Below are 15,223 nucleotides of genomic sequence, written 5' to 3'. Positions count from 1 at the left end.
CGACACATTCACCGTCACCTGATCGACCGGGTGACGGTGAATTTGTCGTTGCGGCCCATCACCTCCGTCGGCCCGACCATGCGCGCGAGCATGGAGCGGAACCGCAGGTGTGAGTTGTGCACCGCCCACAGCTCGCCGCCGGGGCGCAGGACGGCCCGTGCTGCTGCGAACAGCTTCTCCGCTCCCCCGGTGTGCACGGCCGCGTTCTCGTGGAACGGCGGATTGCACAGGATCACGTCCGCGCTCGCGGGCGCCTCCGAGGCCATGGCGTCGTCCCGACGCGCCGTCACCCGCACGCCGGACGCCTCCGCAGTGGCCGCCGCCGACGCCACCGCCGCGGCCGAACGATCTGTGGCGACCACCTCCGCATCCGGTCGTAGGCGCGCGGCGAGGGCTGCCAGAATGCCGGTCCCGCACCCCAGGTCGACGATGCGGCGCGCGTCGGGCGCCATCCGGTCGAGGAACGTGCACAGGTACCGGGTGCCGATGTCCAACCGGTCCCCGGAGAAGACGGCGCCGTGGGCGACCACGGTGAGGTCCAGATCGGCGAGGACGGTCGACACGGGGTACGTCGCGTTCTCGCGAGGTAGCGGCCCGGTCGCCACCAACCCGCGGGACTTCTGCGCCGCGCGGGTGGCCGCCACGTCGGTGAAGTTCGCGGCGAGCACGTCGTTCATCGACCGACTCATGTGTTTGAGTCGACCCGCCGAGATGACGCGGACCGACGGATCCGCCCAGCGGGCAACGGCTTCGGCGATCTCGGTGAGCTCGGCGAGGGCGCGGGGAAGCTGCAGCAGCACCACGGCCGCACCGTCGAGCAACTCCCGATCCAACGCGTGGTTCGAGTAGACGTCGCCGAGGCCGAGCGTGCCGGCGTTGCGAGCCAGCGCGAGCTCGGAGGTGAGGGGATCCTGGTGCACGCGAATGCCGGTGAGGCCGTGCGCGGCGGCGGTCCCGAGGGTCAGCGCGCCGTACCGGTCGCCGATCACCACGACCGTCCCGGGCGCGGCGGTGGAGGTCGACTCCGCGGCCTCGGCCAGGATCAGCCGGTCGGAGGCGTCGACGGCGTGGAGATTGGGCGCCTCGACATCGGGAGAGCGACGCAGCGCGCCGAGAACATGGTCCGGATCCTGCATCGTCGCAGTCTCCCACTCCGACCGAACCCTGCGTGAATCTCGACGTCAGCGGGCATCATCGACCCATGGGACTCACAGTGGCAGTGACCGGTCCGACCGGCGAGATCGGGATGTCGGCGGTGGACGCGCTCGAGCGCGATCCGGCCGTGGACCGCATCCTCGGCATGGCGCGACGACCGTTCGACGTGGCCGAGCACGGCTGGACCAAGACGGAGTACCGGCAGGGCGACATTCTCGATCGTGAGGCGGTGGACGCCTTCGTCGCCGAGGCGGATGTCGTGGTGCACCTCGCCTTCCTCATCATGGGATCTCGTGCCGAGAGTTCACGGATCAACCTGGCCGGGACTCGCACCGTCTTCGAGGCGACGGTGGCCGCCGCGAAGCCGACACGGCTCGTCTACACCTCGTCCGTCGCCGCGTACGGCTATCACTCGGACAACCGGGTGCCGCTGACGGAGGACACGCCGACGCGCGGATCGAAGGAGCACTACTACTCCGAGCAGAAGGCCGAACTCGAGGAGGTCCTCGACGAGGTCACCGCGGGATCGGACCTCGAGGTGTACGTCCTGCGGCCGTGCATCGTCGCCGGCCCGAAAGCGCCCGCCCTGGCCGACTCCATGCCGTGGCGCTCGATCGCGGCCCAGCTCCCCGCACCATTGGGGGCCGTGGTCGGCGCGGTGCGTCCGGTGTTCCCCGACCCGGGGCATCCGCTGCAACTGGTGCACCACGACGATGTGGCGACGGCCATCGCGCTCGCTGCGACCACGGACGCACCTTCCGGTCCGTACAACATCGCGGGCGACGGGGTGGTGTCCCTGTCGCAGGTGGCGGCCGCGCTGGGCGCCTTCCCGGTGCGGGTGCCGTCCCTCCTCGGGTCTGCGGCGTCGGCGGTGATCCGCACCCTCCCGTTCGTCCCGTCGATGGTGGAGTGGGTGCACGTGGGACGGACGTCCGTCGTCATGGACACCTCGAAGGCCAAGCGCGACCTCGGGTGGCATCCCGCGCACAGCAGCTCCGCCACCCTGAACGCCCTCGTCGCGTCGCTGTGACACGACGGGGAGTTGCACCGGGTACGAGCACCCCACTAGCGTGACTCCGCGCACTTGAACACCGTTCAAGTGGTCCTCGCTCACGCCACGCACAGGAGTCCCGACCGTGTCCCCTCGTTTCTCGGCTCGTGACCTCGCTCAGGTCGCCGTCTTCGCGGCACTGATCGCGGCACTCGGCCTTCCCGGCTCCATCACGGTCGGCATCAGCGGTGTGCCCATCACCCTGCAGACCCTCGGCGTCATCGCCGCGGGCGCGGTTCTCGGCGCCCGCAAGGGTGCGGCCGCGGTACTGGTCCTGCTCGCACTCGTCGCGATCGGCCTCCCGTTGCTCGCCGGCGGACGCGGCGGTCTCGGCGTCTTCGCGGCCCCCAGCGTCGGGTACCTCGTCGGATGGGTCGTGGGCGCCTTCGTCATCGGCGCGCTCACGCGGCTGATCGTCCCGTCCTACCCGCTGTGGGCCGGTCTGCTCGTCAACGCCGTGGGCGGCATCGCCGTCATCTACGTCTTCGGCGTCCTCGGCCTCCTGCTGCGCACCGACCTCGGCGTAGGGGCGGCCATCGCGTCCACGGGCGCCTACGTTCCTGGCGACGCGGTCAAGGTCGTCGTCGCGACCGTCGTCGCGAAGGGCGTGCACCGCGCCTACCCCGGTCTCGTCGCGCCGCGGCGTCGCGCGACCGTCGGGTCCGCCGCCTGACATGGTGCGCTTGTCCCCGCGCGATCCGATCCTGCTGGCGGGACGGCGGACGGCGATCGGCACGGCGGGGCATGCGTTCGCCGACCTGACGGCCGCCGACCTCGCGGCACCCGTCCTCGCCGACGTCGCTCGCCGGGTGCACCATCTCGGCCGCATCGACGACGCCGTCCTGGGCAACTGCCTCGGTCCCGGCGGCGACCTCGCTCGGGTCGCCGCGCTGCAGGCCGGTCTCGGTCACCACGTCCCTGGCGTGACGGTCGACCGCCAGTGCGGCTCGGGCCTCGACGCCGTGGCCCTGGCCTCGTCCCGTGTCCGCGCGGGTGACGACGCCCTGATTCTCGCGGGGGGAGTCGAATCGGCGAGCACGGCGCCGTGGCGTTTCCACGCCCCGGTCGGCGACGGGGGTCCGCAGCGGTACACGCGCGCACCGTTCACCCCGCGCGGTCACCCCGACCCCGACATGGGCACGGCCGCGGACGATCTCGCCCGCACGCTCGGCATCGACCGGGAGCAACAGGACGCGTACGCCGAACGCTCGCACCGACTCGCCTCGCAGACGGACTTCTCGGCGGAGATCGTCACCGTCGCCGGGATCGATCGGGACGAGCGGGTGCGCGGCGGACTCACCACGGCGCGTCTGAGCAGGCTGCGTCCGGCGTTCTCCCCCGACGGCACCGCCACCGCGGGCAACTCGTGCGGCATCTCCGACGGCGCGGCCGTGCTCGCCGTGACGACCGCGGACCGGGCCGACGGCCCTGCCCTGCGGGTACTCGGCTGGGCCGTCGCCGGGACGGATCCCGCGCTCCCCGGACTGTCCCCCGTGCCCGCGGTCCGCGCCGTCCTCGACCGCTGCGGAGTGGACCTGTCCGACGTCGGGATCGTCGAGATCACCGAGGCCTTCGCCTCGGTGGCCCTGGCGGCCGTCGACCGGCTGGGCATCGATCCGGACATCGTGTGCCCGCACGGAGGGGCCATCGCGCTCGGACACCCGTGGGGCGCCTCCGGAGCGATTCTCCTCGTCCGGTTGGCTGAGCAGATGGCCACGACCGACTCCCCCGCTCTCGGTCTTGCGGTGTGCGCCATCGGCGGTGGTCAGGGCATCGCCATGCTCGTGGAACGAGTCGGAGCATGAGCGTGATCCGGTTCGATCACGTCTCGCACGGATACGGCGATCGGCCCGTGCTGCGCGACATCGATCTCGAGATCAGCGAACACCGCGTCGGCATCGTCGGATCCAACGGCTCCGGGAAGTCGACCCTGGCCCGCATGATCAACGGTCTGGTGTCGCCGAGTTCCGGCACCGTCACCGTCGACGGTCTGAACGTCGCGCGCAAGGGTGGCCAGGTGCGACGGAAGGTCGGGTTCGTGTTCACGGACCCGGACAACCAGATCGTGATGCCGACCGTCGCCGAAGATCTGGCGTTCTCGCTGCGCCGCACCGGAGCGTCGAAGGAAGAGGTGGCGGACCGCGTCGCCGACATGCTCGACCGTTTCGGGCTGGCCGGTCACGCCGATCATCCCGCGCACCTGTTGTCCGGCGGACAGAAACAGATGCTGGCGATCGGCGCAGTGCTGATCCGCCGACCCGAGGTCCTGGTGGCCGACGAACCCACCACGCTTCTCGATCTCCGCAACTCCCGCAAGGTCGGCGCGGTGTTCGACACTCTCGAGCAGCAGGTCGTCGTGGTGACACATCACCTCGATCTCCTGACGAACTTCGATCGCGTCATCGTGATCCACGACGCTCGGGTCGCCCACGACGGACGGCCCGCCGACGCCCTGCCCGCGTACGAGGCGCTGCTCGAATGATCGGCCTCTACCGACCCGGTCACTCGCTCCTGCACCGACTTCCGGCCGGGTGGAAGCTTCTGCTGCTCATGGTCGGCGTCATCGCGGTCATCGCCCTCGTTCGCCGACCGGTCGACGTCGCGGTCGCTGCCGGCGTGGTCGCCGTTCTCTTCGGGATCGGGGGCATCGGCCCGCGGACCGCACTCGCGCAGATCCGGCCGCTCTTCTGGATGATCGCGATCATCGCGGTGTTCCAGGTGATCATCACGACCCCGGCCCGCGCCGTGGTCGTGTGCGGGATTCTCGTCGTCACGGTGGCCGCGGCGAGTCTGGTCACCCTCACCACCCGGGTGACCGCGATGCTCGACGTGTGCGGCAGGGTCCTGGAACCGTTGCGGCGCTTCGGCGTCGACCCCGACCGCATCGGACTGCTGCTGGCACTGACGATCCGGCTCGTCCCCGTCCTCACCGGCATCGTGCACGAGGTCTCCGACGCACGGAAGGCCCGCGGACTGCAGTGGTCGATGACCGCGCTGGCGACACCCGTGGTGGTCCGCGCGCTGCGGACCGCGGATGCGCTGGGAGACAGTCTCGTCGCCCGCGGTGTGGACGACGACCGGGACGATGACGCGTGATCGCGGACTCGATCGACGAGCGCATCCGTCGTCGCGCCCGGGACCGTCCGGACTCGCTCGCGGTCGTCGCCGCGGACGGCAGTCTCACCTATCGTGAGATGTGGGATCGGTCGGGACGCGTCGCCGCACGCCTGCTCGGTGCGAAGCGAGTGGCCGTACTCCCGGCGTCCGATCTCGGTTCCGTCGTCACGGTTCTCGGCGCGATCCGTGCAGGTTGCTCGCTCGTCCTCCTGCACCGCCACCTGCTTCCCGACCACCTCGCATCGGTTCTCGAGATCGGTCGCCCCGCTGCGGTGATCGCCACGGAGCGCGGGCGGACCCGGCTGCGTCGACTCGGCGTCACCGGCACGCTCACCTCGCCCGACGACCTCGCCGCCGCGCCCGCGGTCCCCCTCCCGGCACCGGACGAGGCCGGAGAACTGCTGGCGGGGTTGACTTCCGGCACGTCGGGCACCCCCAAGCTCTTCGTCCGCTCGCGGCGGTCGTGGTCGCGCACGCTCGATCGGTCCGACGAGGAGTTCACCGTGGACCGGCACTCCCGGGTGGCCGCACCGGGCGTCCTGGACCACACCCACTTCCTCTACGGACTGGTGCACGCGCTCACGCGAGGTGCTGCCGTGGACCTACGACCCCTCGAGTCGTGGTCCTCCGCGGGAGATGTCGACCCGACGCACGTCTACACCGTGCCCACCCTCGCACACGACATCGCCGTGTCCACCCGACCCCGGCTGGCGCAGGTCCGAGAAGTGTTGTCCTCGGGTGCTTTCTGGCCGCGCTCCGGTCGCGACGCCCTGTCCGCTCGCGTTCCCGGCGCTCGGTTCGTCCACTTCTACGGCGCCTCGGAACTGTCATTGGTGGCCGTGGACTCCTCCACCGAACCGGTTCCCGACGGCTCCGCCGGGCGGCTCGTCTCGGGTGTCCGCACGAGAACTGTGGACGGCGTCGTCAGCGTGCACAGCGACATGCTGTTCGACGGATACCTGACCCACCCCGACCACGCGGAACCGTCCGACGGGCCCGTGAACGGGTGGACGAGCGTGGGCGATCGGGGCGAGATCCACGGCGGGTGGCTGTTTCTCGCGGGCCGCAGTTCCGACACCATCGTGCGCGGCGGCCTCAAGGTGGAGCCACTCGATGTGGAGACCGCCCTGCGGGGGTTTCCCGGCGTGCTCGACGCGGCGTGTGTGGGCGAGCCGGATCCGAGGATGGGGCACGTCCCGGTCGCGGCGATCACGGTCTCGGAGCCGGTCGACCGCACCGCTCTGCGGCGTCATCTGCGGGCGCACCTCGAGGCACCGGCGATGCCCACCCGCGTGGTCACGGTAACCGCGCTCCCCCGCACGGCCCGCGGCAAGCTCGACCGCCCGGCCGTCCTGGCGATGATCGCGACCGGACCTCGATCCTGACGGCTCGCTGTGCTGCGGACGTATTGTCCGAACAAACTATTGACTTCCCTTGTGATGTGGATTACACATATGTCGGGCCGCGACCGAAGAGGTCACCGGCTCGATCCATTCCAGTCGTACCCAGTATGTCGCCGCGTTGTTCTCTCGTCGGCGTTCGAGAAAGAGACCGAATGACACGTCATTTCACCCGTCGGGGCACTGCTGTCGCTCTCGGCGTGGCACTGAGCGTCAGCCTGGCAGCGGGCTGCTCCAGTTCGGGCGGCGCACCGGAGTCCTCCGGTGACGGCGGCGGCAACGCCGGCACGGCCGACACCCCGCGCGCCACCATCGCGATGATCACGCACGAGGTTCCCGGTGACACGTTCTGGGACCTCATCCGCAAGGGCGCCGAGGCGGCTGCGGCCAAGGACAACATCGAGCTGCGCTACTCGGCCGATCCCGAGGCACCGAACCAGGCCAACCTGGTGCAGAGCGCCATCGACTCCGACGTCGACGGCATCGCGGTCACACTGGCCAAGCCCGACGCCATGGCACCCGCCGTCGAGGCCGCCACGGCCGCCGGCATCCCGGTCGTCGCCTTCAACTCCGGTTACGACGCGTGGAAGGACCAGGGCGTCCAGCAGTACTTCGGCCAGGACGAGACCATCGCCGGCCAGGCCGTCGGTGCGCGTCTGACCACCGAGGGTGCGAAGAAGACCCTCTGCATCATCCAGGAGCAGGGCCAGGTCGCCCTCGAATCCCGTTGCGCGGGTGTGACACAGGGCTTCACCGGCGGTTCCACCGAGATCCTGAACGTCAACAGCAAGGACATGCCGTCCGTCGAGGCCACCATCACGGCCAAGCTGCAGCAGGATCCGACCATCGACCACATCGTCGCCCTGGGCGCCCCCATCGCGCTGACCGCGGTGCAGTCCAAGGCGAACGCCAACTCCGAGGCCACGGTGGTCACCTTCGACACCAACGCCGCACTCGTCGAGGCCATCCAGAGCGGCGACGTCGCGTGGGCCGTCGATCAGCAGCCGTACCTCCAGGGCTACCTGGCCGTCGACTCGCTGTGGCTGTACCTGAACAACGGCAACACCATCGGTGGCGGCACGCCCGTTCTGACCGGCCCGGCCTTCATCGACTCGACGAACATCGACGCGATCGCCGAGTACGCCAAGGGCGGCACTCGCTAGCCTCCACGCACACGAGATCCGGTGCAGAGATCCGCGTTCACCGCGGATCTCTGCACCGGATTCGTCGTCGTGGGGTCAGGTCAGGTCAGGTCGTTGTTCTTCGTCTCCACCAGTGCTCGCGTGCAGATCAGACTGAGCACCGACAGGAGCGCCAGCATGACGCCCACGGCGATGCTGCCGAACTGCGCCGTCAACGGAGCCGCCAGCAGCGGCGGGATCGCACCGCCGAGCACGCCCGCCAGGTTGTAGCCGAGACCGGCACCGGTGTAGCGGAACCGGGTCCGGAACAGCTCCGGGAGCAGCGCACCGGTGGGGCCGTAGGCGATACCGAAGATGGACAGGGTCACGCACATCGCGATCACGTACGCCGTACTCGATCCCGTGTCGAGGATCGGGAACAGGGCGAGCGACCAGGGAACGGCCGCCGCGCAGGACACCATGATGACGCGGCGCCGACCCACCCGATCCGAGAACGTCGCCGACAGCGCGATGGTGATGCCGAAGATCACCGCACCGACGATGCCGGTCCACAGCACGAACGGCCGGTCGAAGCCGAGGGTCTTCGTTCCGTAGCTCGTGAGATACGCGGTGCCCATGTAGAACAGCGAGAACAGCGACGCCAGCGCACCGGCCGCGAGCAGCACCTCGCGCTTCTGCACGTGCCACGCCTCGAGCACCGGGAGCCTGGTGGGAGCGGACGGCGTGGTCGCGGCGGCGGCCTGATCGGCCTTGAACACCGGCGTCTCCTCGATCGCGAGGCGCATGTAGAGACCGATCAGCACCAGCACGGCGCTGAAGAGGAACGGGATCCGCCACCCGTAGTTCAGGAACGTGTCGTTGGTGTCGCCGAACACGGCGCCGGTCACCAGGAACGTCGCGCTGGAGAGGATGAAGGCGGCGGCCGGACCGAGCTGCGGGAACATGCCGTAGAAGCCGCGCCGCTTCGCCGGTGCGTACTCGGCGGTCAGCAGCGTCGCTCCCGCCCATTCGCCGCCGACGGCGAACCCCTGCCCGAACCGCAGCACCACCAGGATGATCGGTGCGGCGACGCCGATGGTCGCGGCACCGGGGAGCAGCCCGATGACGAAGGTGGAGACACCCATCAGCAGCAGCGTCGAGATCAGCGTCTTCTTGCGGCCGATGCGGTCGCCGAAGTGGCCGAACAGCACGGCTCCCGCGGGACGCGCGACGAACGCGACGGCGAAGGTGGCGAACGAGGCCACGGTGCCGGCTGTCGATCCCAGTGCCGGGAAGAACACCGTCGGGAACACCAGCGCGGCCGCGGTGCCGTAGATGAAGAAGTCGTAGAACTCGATGGTCGTTCCGATGCCGCTGGCGACGGCCACCTTGCGGACGCTCGTGGCGGGCGGTGCCGCGACGGGTGGTGCCGAGGTGGCGCGCGCCGTCGCGTCGTCCGGCGAAACTGTGGTCATGGTTCTCCATCCGAGGTGAGGATCGTCCGAATCGTCGGACTCGGGAGGAACGTATGTGACCTGAACCACTCCCACCACCCTCCGAAGAGGGGGGCGGGATCCGGCGGGCGGGCGGTCGCCCGGCGCTACGCTCGACCGATGATCGTCGATGCCCTGCTCGCCGTACTCCCCGCCGATCGGGTGGTGATCGATCCCGACGTCATGGCGTCCTACCAGCACGACGAGGCCGAGTGGGCGCCGTCCGCGACCCCTCTCGCGGTGGTGCGTCCGGCCACGGCCGACGAGGTCCAGGCGACGGTACGGGCGTGCCTCGACCACGGCACCGCCGTGGTGACCCGCGGCGCCGGGACAGGGCTCTCCGGGGGCGCGAACGCCACCGCGGGGTGCATCGTCCTCGCGCTCGACCGCATGACCGCGATCACCGAGATCGATCACCTCGAGCGGTACGCCGTCGTGCAACCGGGCGTGATCAACGACGATCTGCGCGCGGCCGTCGCGGAGGTCGGCCTCTGGTACCCACCGGATCCGGCGAGTTCGCCGTGGTCGACCATCGGCGGCAACGTCGCCACCAACGCCGGCGGCCTGTGCTGCGTGAAGTACGGCGTGACCCGCGACTACGTCATGGGCATGGAGGTGGTCACGGGCACCGGTGAGAAGGTCCGACTCGGCCGACGCACCGCGAAGGGCGTCGCGGGGTACGACCTCGCCGGACTGATGGTCGGCTCGGAAGGAACACTCGGCGTCATCACCGAGATCACCGTCAAGCTGCGCCCCCTCCAGGACCCGCAACGCACCGTCGCCGGCTACTTCGACTCGATCGTCGACGCGGGCCGAGCGGTCGCCGCCGTCGCCGCCGCCGGGCTCACCCCCTCCGCTCTGGAACTGGTGGACAAGCAGTGCCTCCTCGCGGTGGACGCGTGGAAGAACATGGGACTGTCCGTCGACGCCGAAGTGGTGCTGCTCGGCCGCGTGGACACCCCCGGGCAGATCGGTGACCAGGAGGCGGAGAAAATGCTCGCCTGCTTCGACGAGGGCGGCGCCACCTGGTCGGCGGTGTCCACCGATCAGGAGGAGGCGGACGCGCTCTTCGCGGCGCGGCGCCTGGCCTACCCGGCCATGGAACGACTGGGCCCGGTGCTCACCGAGGACGTGTGCGTCCCCAAACGCCATGTGCCGGAAATGCTGTCGCGGATCGAGAAGATCGGCATCGCCCACGACGTCGTCATCGCCAACATCGCCCACGCCGGCGACGGCAACCTGCACCCACTGCTCATCACACCCCCGGGCGACGACGCCGCCCGAGCACGCTCGCAGGCGGCGTTCGCCGAGATCATCGACGCCGCACTCGCCCTCGGCGGCACGGTCACCGGCGAGCACGGCGTCGGCCTGCTCAAGATGCACGGACTCGTCCAGGAACTCGATCCGGTGGTCCTCGCGATGCACCGCGCGGTCAAGGACGCACTCGATCCGCAGGGCATCCTCAACCCGGGCAAGGTGTTCGACCAGCTAGGCTCGCCCGTGTGACCGACACCCCCGCACGTCCCGTCATGCCCGACGACCTGCGCGAGTTCGCCGAGGCGGCAACAGGATTCATGCCCGCCGACGAGGGACTCGCGCTCTTCGACGCCACCGCCGAGTTCCTGGGCGACGGCGTGGTGGTGGAGATCGGCACCTACTGCGGCAAGTCGACCGTGTACCTCGGCGCCGCGGCGCGCGCCACGGGCGGCCGTGTGGTCACCGTCGACCACCACCACGGATCCGAGGAGCACCAGGTCGGCTGGGAGTACCACGACACCACGCTCGTCGACCCGGCCACCGGTGCGCTGGACACTCTCGGACGATTCCGCCGCACCCTGGCGGGGGCGGGCCTCGAGGACGTCGTCGTCGCCGTCGTCGGCCGTTCCGGCGACGTCGCCGCGCTGTGGAAGCATCCCGTCGACGTGCTGTTCATCGACGGCGGCCACACCGACGAGGCGGCCACCGTCGATTTCCAGGGGTGGGCGCCGTGGGTCGCGGTCGGAGGCGCCCTGCTCATCCACGACGTGTTCCCGGATCCGGCGGACGGCGGGCAGGCCCCGTACCGCATCTACCGGCGTGCCCTCGACAGCGGCATGTTCACCGAGAACCGCGTGGTCGGCTCACTGCGAGTGCTGGTGCGGACCTCGGGTCAGCCGGGCACGCTCGCCGGGTAGGACTCCCCCGCGCAGCCGCAGCTGCGATGCGCGCCGGAGAGCCCGACGGGCAGATCGTCCCCCCGGAAGATGCCGGATCCGGCACTGGACCGGGACAGGGCGTCGGCCGCCAGAATCATGGCTCCGGTGGTCCACGTCGTCCTCTCGACGGGCCACCGCTTGCCGTCCGCATAGACCAGCCCGGTCCAGTACGACCCGTCGTCCTCCCGCAGGTGCTGCATGCTTCCGAGCAGGTCCGTCGCCACGTCGACCCGGTCCATCGCGTCGAGAGTCAGAACCAGCTCACACGTTTCGGCACCGGTGACCCACGGTCGGTCGTCGACACAGCGGATGCCGAGCCCCTCCACGACGAAGTCCGACCACCGGTCGTCGATGCGCCGCCCGGCCGCCCGTCCGCGCACGGCGCCGCCCAGGATCGGGTAGTACCAGTCCATGGAGTACGACGGCTTCGGCGTGAAAGCCGAGAGGTGATGCCGCAGAACGTGACCCAGCCGGCCGACGGCGACCTCCCAGTCCGGCTGCGGGTCGCCGATGTACGCCGCGAGCGCCAGCGCGCACCGCAGACTGTGGTGGATGCTGGCGTTCCCGGTGAGCAGGGCCTCGGCACGCGATCCGTTCGGCCCTGCGGCCCAGGCGATCTCGCCGCGGTCGGTCTGCAGACCGAGGACGAAGTCGACGGCGCGGCGCACGGTGGGCCACAGGGCCAGGGCGAAGTTGTCGTCGCCGGTGACGAGGAAGTGGTGCCACACCCCCACCGCGATGTATGCGCAGAAGTTGGTGTCGGCGCCGGCGTCCTCCACGACGTCGCCGCGCAGCCGGATCGGCCAGGTGCCGTCGCTGCGCTGCGTGCGCCGCGACCACTCGTACGCGGCGTCGGCCTCCTCGACGAGGCCCGCGGCGCTGAGCGCCATGGCCGATTCGACGTGGTCCCACGGGTCGAGGTGCCCGCCCTCGGACCACGGAATCGCCCCGGACCGGACCTGGACGGCGGCGATGCTGCGCGCACTGGCGAGACACTGCTCGGCGGACAGGATTCCGGGAACCGACGGCGTCACGTGATCAGTGAGCGCCACGTCCGGCCCCCGGTCCGCCGATCCCGGTCTCCGGCTTGCGCAGGTAGATCACCACGGACTTGCCGATGACGGGATTCAGGACCTGCTCGAGCACTCGGGTGGTGCGCGGGGCCTTCATCATGTCCCACACCAGCATCGAGTGATAGCCGCGCACCAGCGGGTGATCGTCGTTCCGCACCCCGACCGCGCACTTGAGCCACCAGTACGGAGCGTGCAGTGCGTGCGCGTGGTGGGTGTGCGTGACCTCGAGGCCCGCCGCGGTGAGCGACGCCGCCAACTCACTCCCACGGTAGATCCGGACGTGGCCACCCTCGTTCGCGTGGTACTCGTCGGAGAGGGACCAGCAGACCCGCTCGGGCAACCAGCGCGGGACACTCACCGCCACCGTGCCGCCGGGGCGCACCACGCGCGCGATCTCGGCGATGGCCGACGCGTCGTCCGGCACGTGCTCCAGCATCTCGGACACGATCACCCCGTCGAACCACTCGTCCGGGAACGGCAGGGACAACGCGTCGCCGACGACCGTCTCCGCCGTGGCGGACTCCGGTACCTGCTTCTCCTCGGCCATCGCGCCGAACATGACCTTGACCTCGTCGAGTTCGTCCGCGTTCTGGTCGAAGGCGGTGACATGGGCCCCGCGGCGGTACAACTCGTAGGAGTGGCGCCCCTGGCCGCACCCGATGTCGATGACGCGATCGCCCGCACCGAAGCCGAGCCGGTCGAAGTCCATCGTCAGCATGTCGTCTCTCGATTCCCTCGTCCACGGCGATCGGCGATCGCCTTCTCGTACTCCGCGACGGTCGCGGCGGCCACCGCCGGCCAGCCGTAGGTCTGCGTGGCTCGTTCCCGCCCGCGCTCGCCCATGGCGCGTCGGCGGGGCTCGTCGTCCAGCGCGCGCATCAATGCCCGCGCCAGGGCGTCGCTGTCACCGGGGGGCACCAGATCGGCGCAGACCCCGTCGGGCCCCACGACCTCAGGGATCGCCCCGGTGCGGCTCACCACCAGGGGGGTCGCGCAGGCCATGGCCTCGATGGTCGGGAGCGAGAAGCCCTCGTACAGCGACGGCACGCAGGCCACGTCGGCCGACGCCAGCACGCGGGCCAGCTCGGCGTCGTCGAGACCGCTCCGCGTCCGCACGATGTCGTCGATTCCGAGATCGTCGATCAACGTCCGGGTCGGCCCTGCGGGGTCCACCTTCGACACCAGTTCGAGTTCGACCTCCCGCTCGGTGCGGATCTTCGCGACCGCCTCCAGAAGGTGCCGCACGCCCTTGAGTGCGACGTCGGCACTCGCGACCGCGACGATGCGGCCGGACACTCGCGGCGCCGCGCCGGGGGTGAACACGGTGGTGTCGACCCCGAGCGGCACCACCGTCACCGCACCCGGAGCGACACCGAAGGCGTCCACGATGTCCACCGCGGACGAGCGGGACACGGTCAGCAACCGCGGGATCCGGCGCGCCACCCGCCGCTGCATGGTGAGGAAGCCGTACCAGCGCCGCACGGTGATCCGTCGTCGCCACGGCGAAGCCGCGAGGTCGAGGGCGCGGTCGCGGGTGATGGGGTGATGAATGGTGGCCACGAGCGGCAACGGGATGCGCAGCAATCCGTAGCTCAGCGACTGGTTGTCGTGCACCACGTCGAACTCGTCGGCTCGCGCGCGCAGCAGACGAGCGGCGCGCGCCCCGAACGTGCGGGGCTCCGGGAACCCGGCCGTCCACATGGTCAGCACCTCGGACACGTCGACCAGGTCTCGGATCTCGGAGGGCCGCGGGGTGCGGAACGGATCGTCGTCTCGATAGAGGTCGAGGCTCGGTACTCGCGTGAGCCGCACCCGCGGGTCGAGATCGGGATAGGGCTGACCCGAGAACACCTCGACCTCGTGCCCCTCGTCCACCAGCGCTCGACTCAGACGCGCGACGTAGACACCCTGACCGCCGACGTGGGGCTTGCTCCGGTAGGACAGCAGAGCGATACGCACGTGGGTCCCCCGAGCTGTCGCGGCAGTGTGATGGCAGACACCCTCGCCGCGGTGGAACCGGCGATCATGTCCCGATGTGTCTACCACCTTCCGTTCTTCTCGAATCCACACGACCGACGACCAGCACTGATTCACACTGGACCTCCCCGCCACCCGAGATCGAGGAGACGACGATGACCGGAACCGGCGACAGGGCGCTGCACATCCACTCACCGGCGGGTCTGCCGTTCATCGATGTCCGGCGCGAGTTCGACGCACCCGTGTCCGCGGTCTTCCGGGCGCACGCGGAGCCCGAACTGGTGTCCCGCTGGCTCGGTCCCGCCGGCTACGAGATGTCGGTCGAGGAGTACGACTTCCGCGGCGGTGGCCGGTACCGCTACGTCCACCGTGATCCCGGCGGTGCGGAGTACGCGTTCCACGGCATGTTCCACACGGTGCGGACGAACGAGTTCGCCGTGCAGACCTTCGAGTACGAGGGCTTCCCCGACGTGGTGAGCATCGAGTTCCTCACGTTCGTCGACCTGGGTGACCGCTGCCGGCTGGAGGGCCACTCGGTGTACCCGACACTGGAGGCGCGGGACTCGATGGCAGCGAGCGGCATGGAGAAGGGCATGCGGGAGGGCTACGAGCGCCTGGACGATCTGCTGGGCTGACCGGGT

General features: G+C 70.2%; 15 protein-coding genes. 10 read left to right on the top strand and 5 right to left on the bottom strand.

Annotation, left to right across the window (positions count from 1 at the left end):
- Positions 1 to 14: 14 nt before the first annotated feature.
- On the bottom strand, positions 15 to 1,136 hold the full coding sequence (locus tag QRN16_RS16670) for a class I SAM-dependent methyltransferase (protein ID WP_285188383.1): 1,122 nt from the start codon (positions 1,134 to 1,136) through the stop codon (positions 15 to 17).
- Between the two features lie 65 nt (positions 1,137 to 1,201).
- Here QRN16_RS16670 and QRN16_RS16665 point away from each other — a divergent pair, with 65 nt between their 5' ends.
- From QRN16_RS16665 to QRN16_RS16635, 7 genes are all read left to right on the top strand, one after another.
- The gene (locus QRN16_RS16665) at positions 1,202 to 2,185 is read left to right on the top strand and encodes an NAD-dependent epimerase/dehydratase family protein (RefSeq protein ID WP_285188381.1); all 984 of its coding nucleotides are present in this window, start codon (positions 1,202 to 1,204) and stop codon (positions 2,183 to 2,185) included.
- Positions 2,186 to 2,291: 106 nt separating this feature from the next.
- Complete coding sequence (locus QRN16_RS16660; RefSeq protein ID WP_037183888.1) at positions 2,292 to 2,879, top strand: biotin transporter BioY; 588 nt, start codon at positions 2,292 to 2,294, stop codon at positions 2,877 to 2,879.
- 1 nt (position 2,880) lies between these two features.
- Positions 2,881 to 4,011, top strand: coding sequence for a thiolase family protein (locus QRN16_RS16655; RefSeq protein WP_285188377.1), 1,131 nt, complete (start codon positions 2,881 to 2,883; stop codon positions 4,009 to 4,011).
- Complete coding sequence (locus QRN16_RS16650; protein WP_285188376.1) at positions 4,008 to 4,688, top strand: energy-coupling factor ABC transporter ATP-binding protein; 681 nt, start codon at positions 4,008 to 4,010, stop codon at positions 4,686 to 4,688. Before QRN16_RS16655 ends, QRN16_RS16650 begins: the two co-directional genes overlap by 4 nt.
- Positions 4,685 to 5,302, top strand: coding sequence for an energy-coupling factor transporter transmembrane component T family protein (locus QRN16_RS16645; RefSeq protein ID WP_222627477.1), 618 nt, complete (start codon positions 4,685 to 4,687; stop codon positions 5,300 to 5,302). The genes QRN16_RS16650 and QRN16_RS16645 overlap by 4 nt, the downstream gene beginning before the upstream one ends.
- Positions 5,299 to 6,708 (top strand): class I adenylate-forming enzyme family protein, encoded by a 1,410-nt coding sequence (locus QRN16_RS16640; RefSeq protein ID WP_285188375.1) that lies wholly within the window; start codon positions 5,299 to 5,301, stop codon positions 6,706 to 6,708. The genes QRN16_RS16645 and QRN16_RS16640 overlap by 4 nt, the downstream gene beginning before the upstream one ends.
- A 170-nt stretch (positions 6,709 to 6,878) precedes the next feature.
- The gene (locus QRN16_RS16635) at positions 6,879 to 7,886 is read left to right on the top strand and encodes a substrate-binding domain-containing protein (RefSeq protein ID WP_027503955.1); all 1,008 of its coding nucleotides are present in this window, start codon (positions 6,879 to 6,881) and stop codon (positions 7,884 to 7,886) included.
- 80 nt (positions 7,887 to 7,966) lie between these two features.
- On the opposite strand, the gene QRN16_RS16630 is transcribed toward QRN16_RS16635, so the two are convergent.
- Positions 7,967 to 9,319 carry an MFS transporter gene (locus QRN16_RS16630; RefSeq protein WP_222627478.1) on the bottom strand — a complete coding sequence of 451 codons (1,353 nt, stop codon included), beginning with the start codon at positions 9,317 to 9,319 and terminating at the stop codon, positions 7,967 to 7,969.
- A gap of 138 nt (positions 9,320 to 9,457) precedes the next feature.
- On the opposite strand from QRN16_RS16630, the gene QRN16_RS16625 reads away from it, so the two are divergent.
- Together QRN16_RS16625 and QRN16_RS16620 are read left to right on the top strand one after the other, a co-directional pair.
- Complete coding sequence (locus tag QRN16_RS16625) at positions 9,458 to 10,843, top strand: FAD-binding oxidoreductase (RefSeq protein ID WP_285188374.1); 1,386 nt, start codon at positions 9,458 to 9,460, stop codon at positions 10,841 to 10,843.
- A gap of 23 nt (positions 10,844 to 10,866) precedes the next feature.
- On the top strand, positions 10,867 to 11,511 hold the full coding sequence (locus QRN16_RS16620) for a class I SAM-dependent methyltransferase (protein ID WP_222628841.1): 645 nt from the start codon (positions 10,867 to 10,869) through the stop codon (positions 11,509 to 11,511).
- On the opposite strand, the gene QRN16_RS16615 is transcribed toward QRN16_RS16620, so the two are convergent.
- The 3 genes from QRN16_RS16615 to QRN16_RS16605 are packed head-to-tail and all read right to left on the bottom strand — an operon-like array spanning position 11,487 to position 14,564.
- Positions 11,487 to 12,584: a prenyltransferase gene (locus tag QRN16_RS16615; RefSeq protein WP_285188373.1), complete on the bottom strand. Its 1,098-nt coding sequence runs from the start codon at positions 12,582 to 12,584 to the stop codon at positions 11,487 to 11,489. The genes QRN16_RS16620 and QRN16_RS16615 overlap by 25 nt on opposite strands.
- The gene (locus QRN16_RS16610) at positions 12,571 to 13,323 is read right to left on the bottom strand and encodes a class I SAM-dependent methyltransferase (RefSeq protein WP_285188372.1); all 753 of its coding nucleotides are present in this window, start codon (positions 13,321 to 13,323) and stop codon (positions 12,571 to 12,573) included. The genes QRN16_RS16615 and QRN16_RS16610 overlap by 14 nt, the downstream gene beginning before the upstream one ends.
- Positions 13,317 to 14,564, bottom strand: a complete 1,248-nt coding sequence (locus tag QRN16_RS16605; protein WP_285188371.1) for a glycosyltransferase family 4 protein — start codon at positions 14,562 to 14,564, stop codon at positions 13,317 to 13,319. The genes QRN16_RS16610 and QRN16_RS16605 overlap by 7 nt, the downstream gene beginning before the upstream one ends.
- A gap of 173 nt (positions 14,565 to 14,737) precedes the next feature.
- Here QRN16_RS16605 and QRN16_RS16600 point away from each other — a divergent pair, with 173 nt between their 5' ends.
- Positions 14,738 to 15,217: an SRPBCC family protein gene (locus tag QRN16_RS16600; RefSeq protein WP_285188370.1), complete on the top strand. Its 480-nt coding sequence runs from the start codon at positions 14,738 to 14,740 to the stop codon at positions 15,215 to 15,217.
- Positions 15,218 to 15,223 lie beyond the last annotated feature (6 nt).

Origin of the sequence: Rhodococcus sp. MEB041 (assembly GCF_030208955.1) — a bacterium.
Taxonomy (GTDB): Bacteria; Actinomycetota; Actinomycetes; order Mycobacteriales; family Mycobacteriaceae; genus Rhodococcoides.
This window is presented reverse-complemented; position numbering and strand designations above follow the sequence as displayed.

Excerpts from the sequence above, each read along its gene's own strand:
- QRN16_RS16670 (WP_285188383.1), bottom strand. The coding sequence starts at position 1,136 with ATGCAGGATCCGGACCATGTTCTCGGCGCGCTGCGTCGCTCTCCCGAT.
- QRN16_RS16665 (WP_285188381.1), top strand. The coding sequence starts at position 1,202 with ATGGGACTCACAGTGGCAGTGACCGGTCCGACCGGCGAGATCGGGATG.
- QRN16_RS16655 (WP_285188377.1), top strand. The coding sequence starts at position 2,881 with ATGGTGCGCTTGTCCCCGCGCGATCCGATCCTGCTGGCGGGACGGCGG.
- QRN16_RS16650 (WP_285188376.1), top strand. The coding sequence starts at position 4,008 with ATGAGCGTGATCCGGTTCGATCACGTCTCGCACGGATACGGCGATCGG.
- QRN16_RS16645 (WP_222627477.1), top strand. The coding sequence starts at position 4,685 with ATGATCGGCCTCTACCGACCCGGTCACTCGCTCCTGCACCGACTTCCG.
- QRN16_RS16635 (WP_027503955.1), top strand. The coding sequence starts at position 6,879 with ATGACACGTCATTTCACCCGTCGGGGCACTGCTGTCGCTCTCGGCGTG.
- QRN16_RS16630 (WP_222627478.1), bottom strand. The coding sequence starts at position 9,319 with ATGACCACAGTTTCGCCGGACGACGCGACGGCGCGCGCCACCTCGGCA.
- QRN16_RS16625 (WP_285188374.1), top strand. The coding sequence starts at position 9,458 with ATGATCGTCGATGCCCTGCTCGCCGTACTCCCCGCCGATCGGGTGGTG.
- QRN16_RS16620 (WP_222628841.1), top strand. The coding sequence starts at position 10,867 with ATGCCCGACGACCTGCGCGAGTTCGCCGAGGCGGCAACAGGATTCATG.
- QRN16_RS16610 (WP_285188372.1), bottom strand. The coding sequence starts at position 13,323 with ATGCTGACGATGGACTTCGACCGGCTCGGCTTCGGTGCGGGCGATCGC.
- QRN16_RS16600 (WP_285188370.1), top strand. The coding sequence starts at position 14,738 with ATGACCGGAACCGGCGACAGGGCGCTGCACATCCACTCACCGGCGGGT.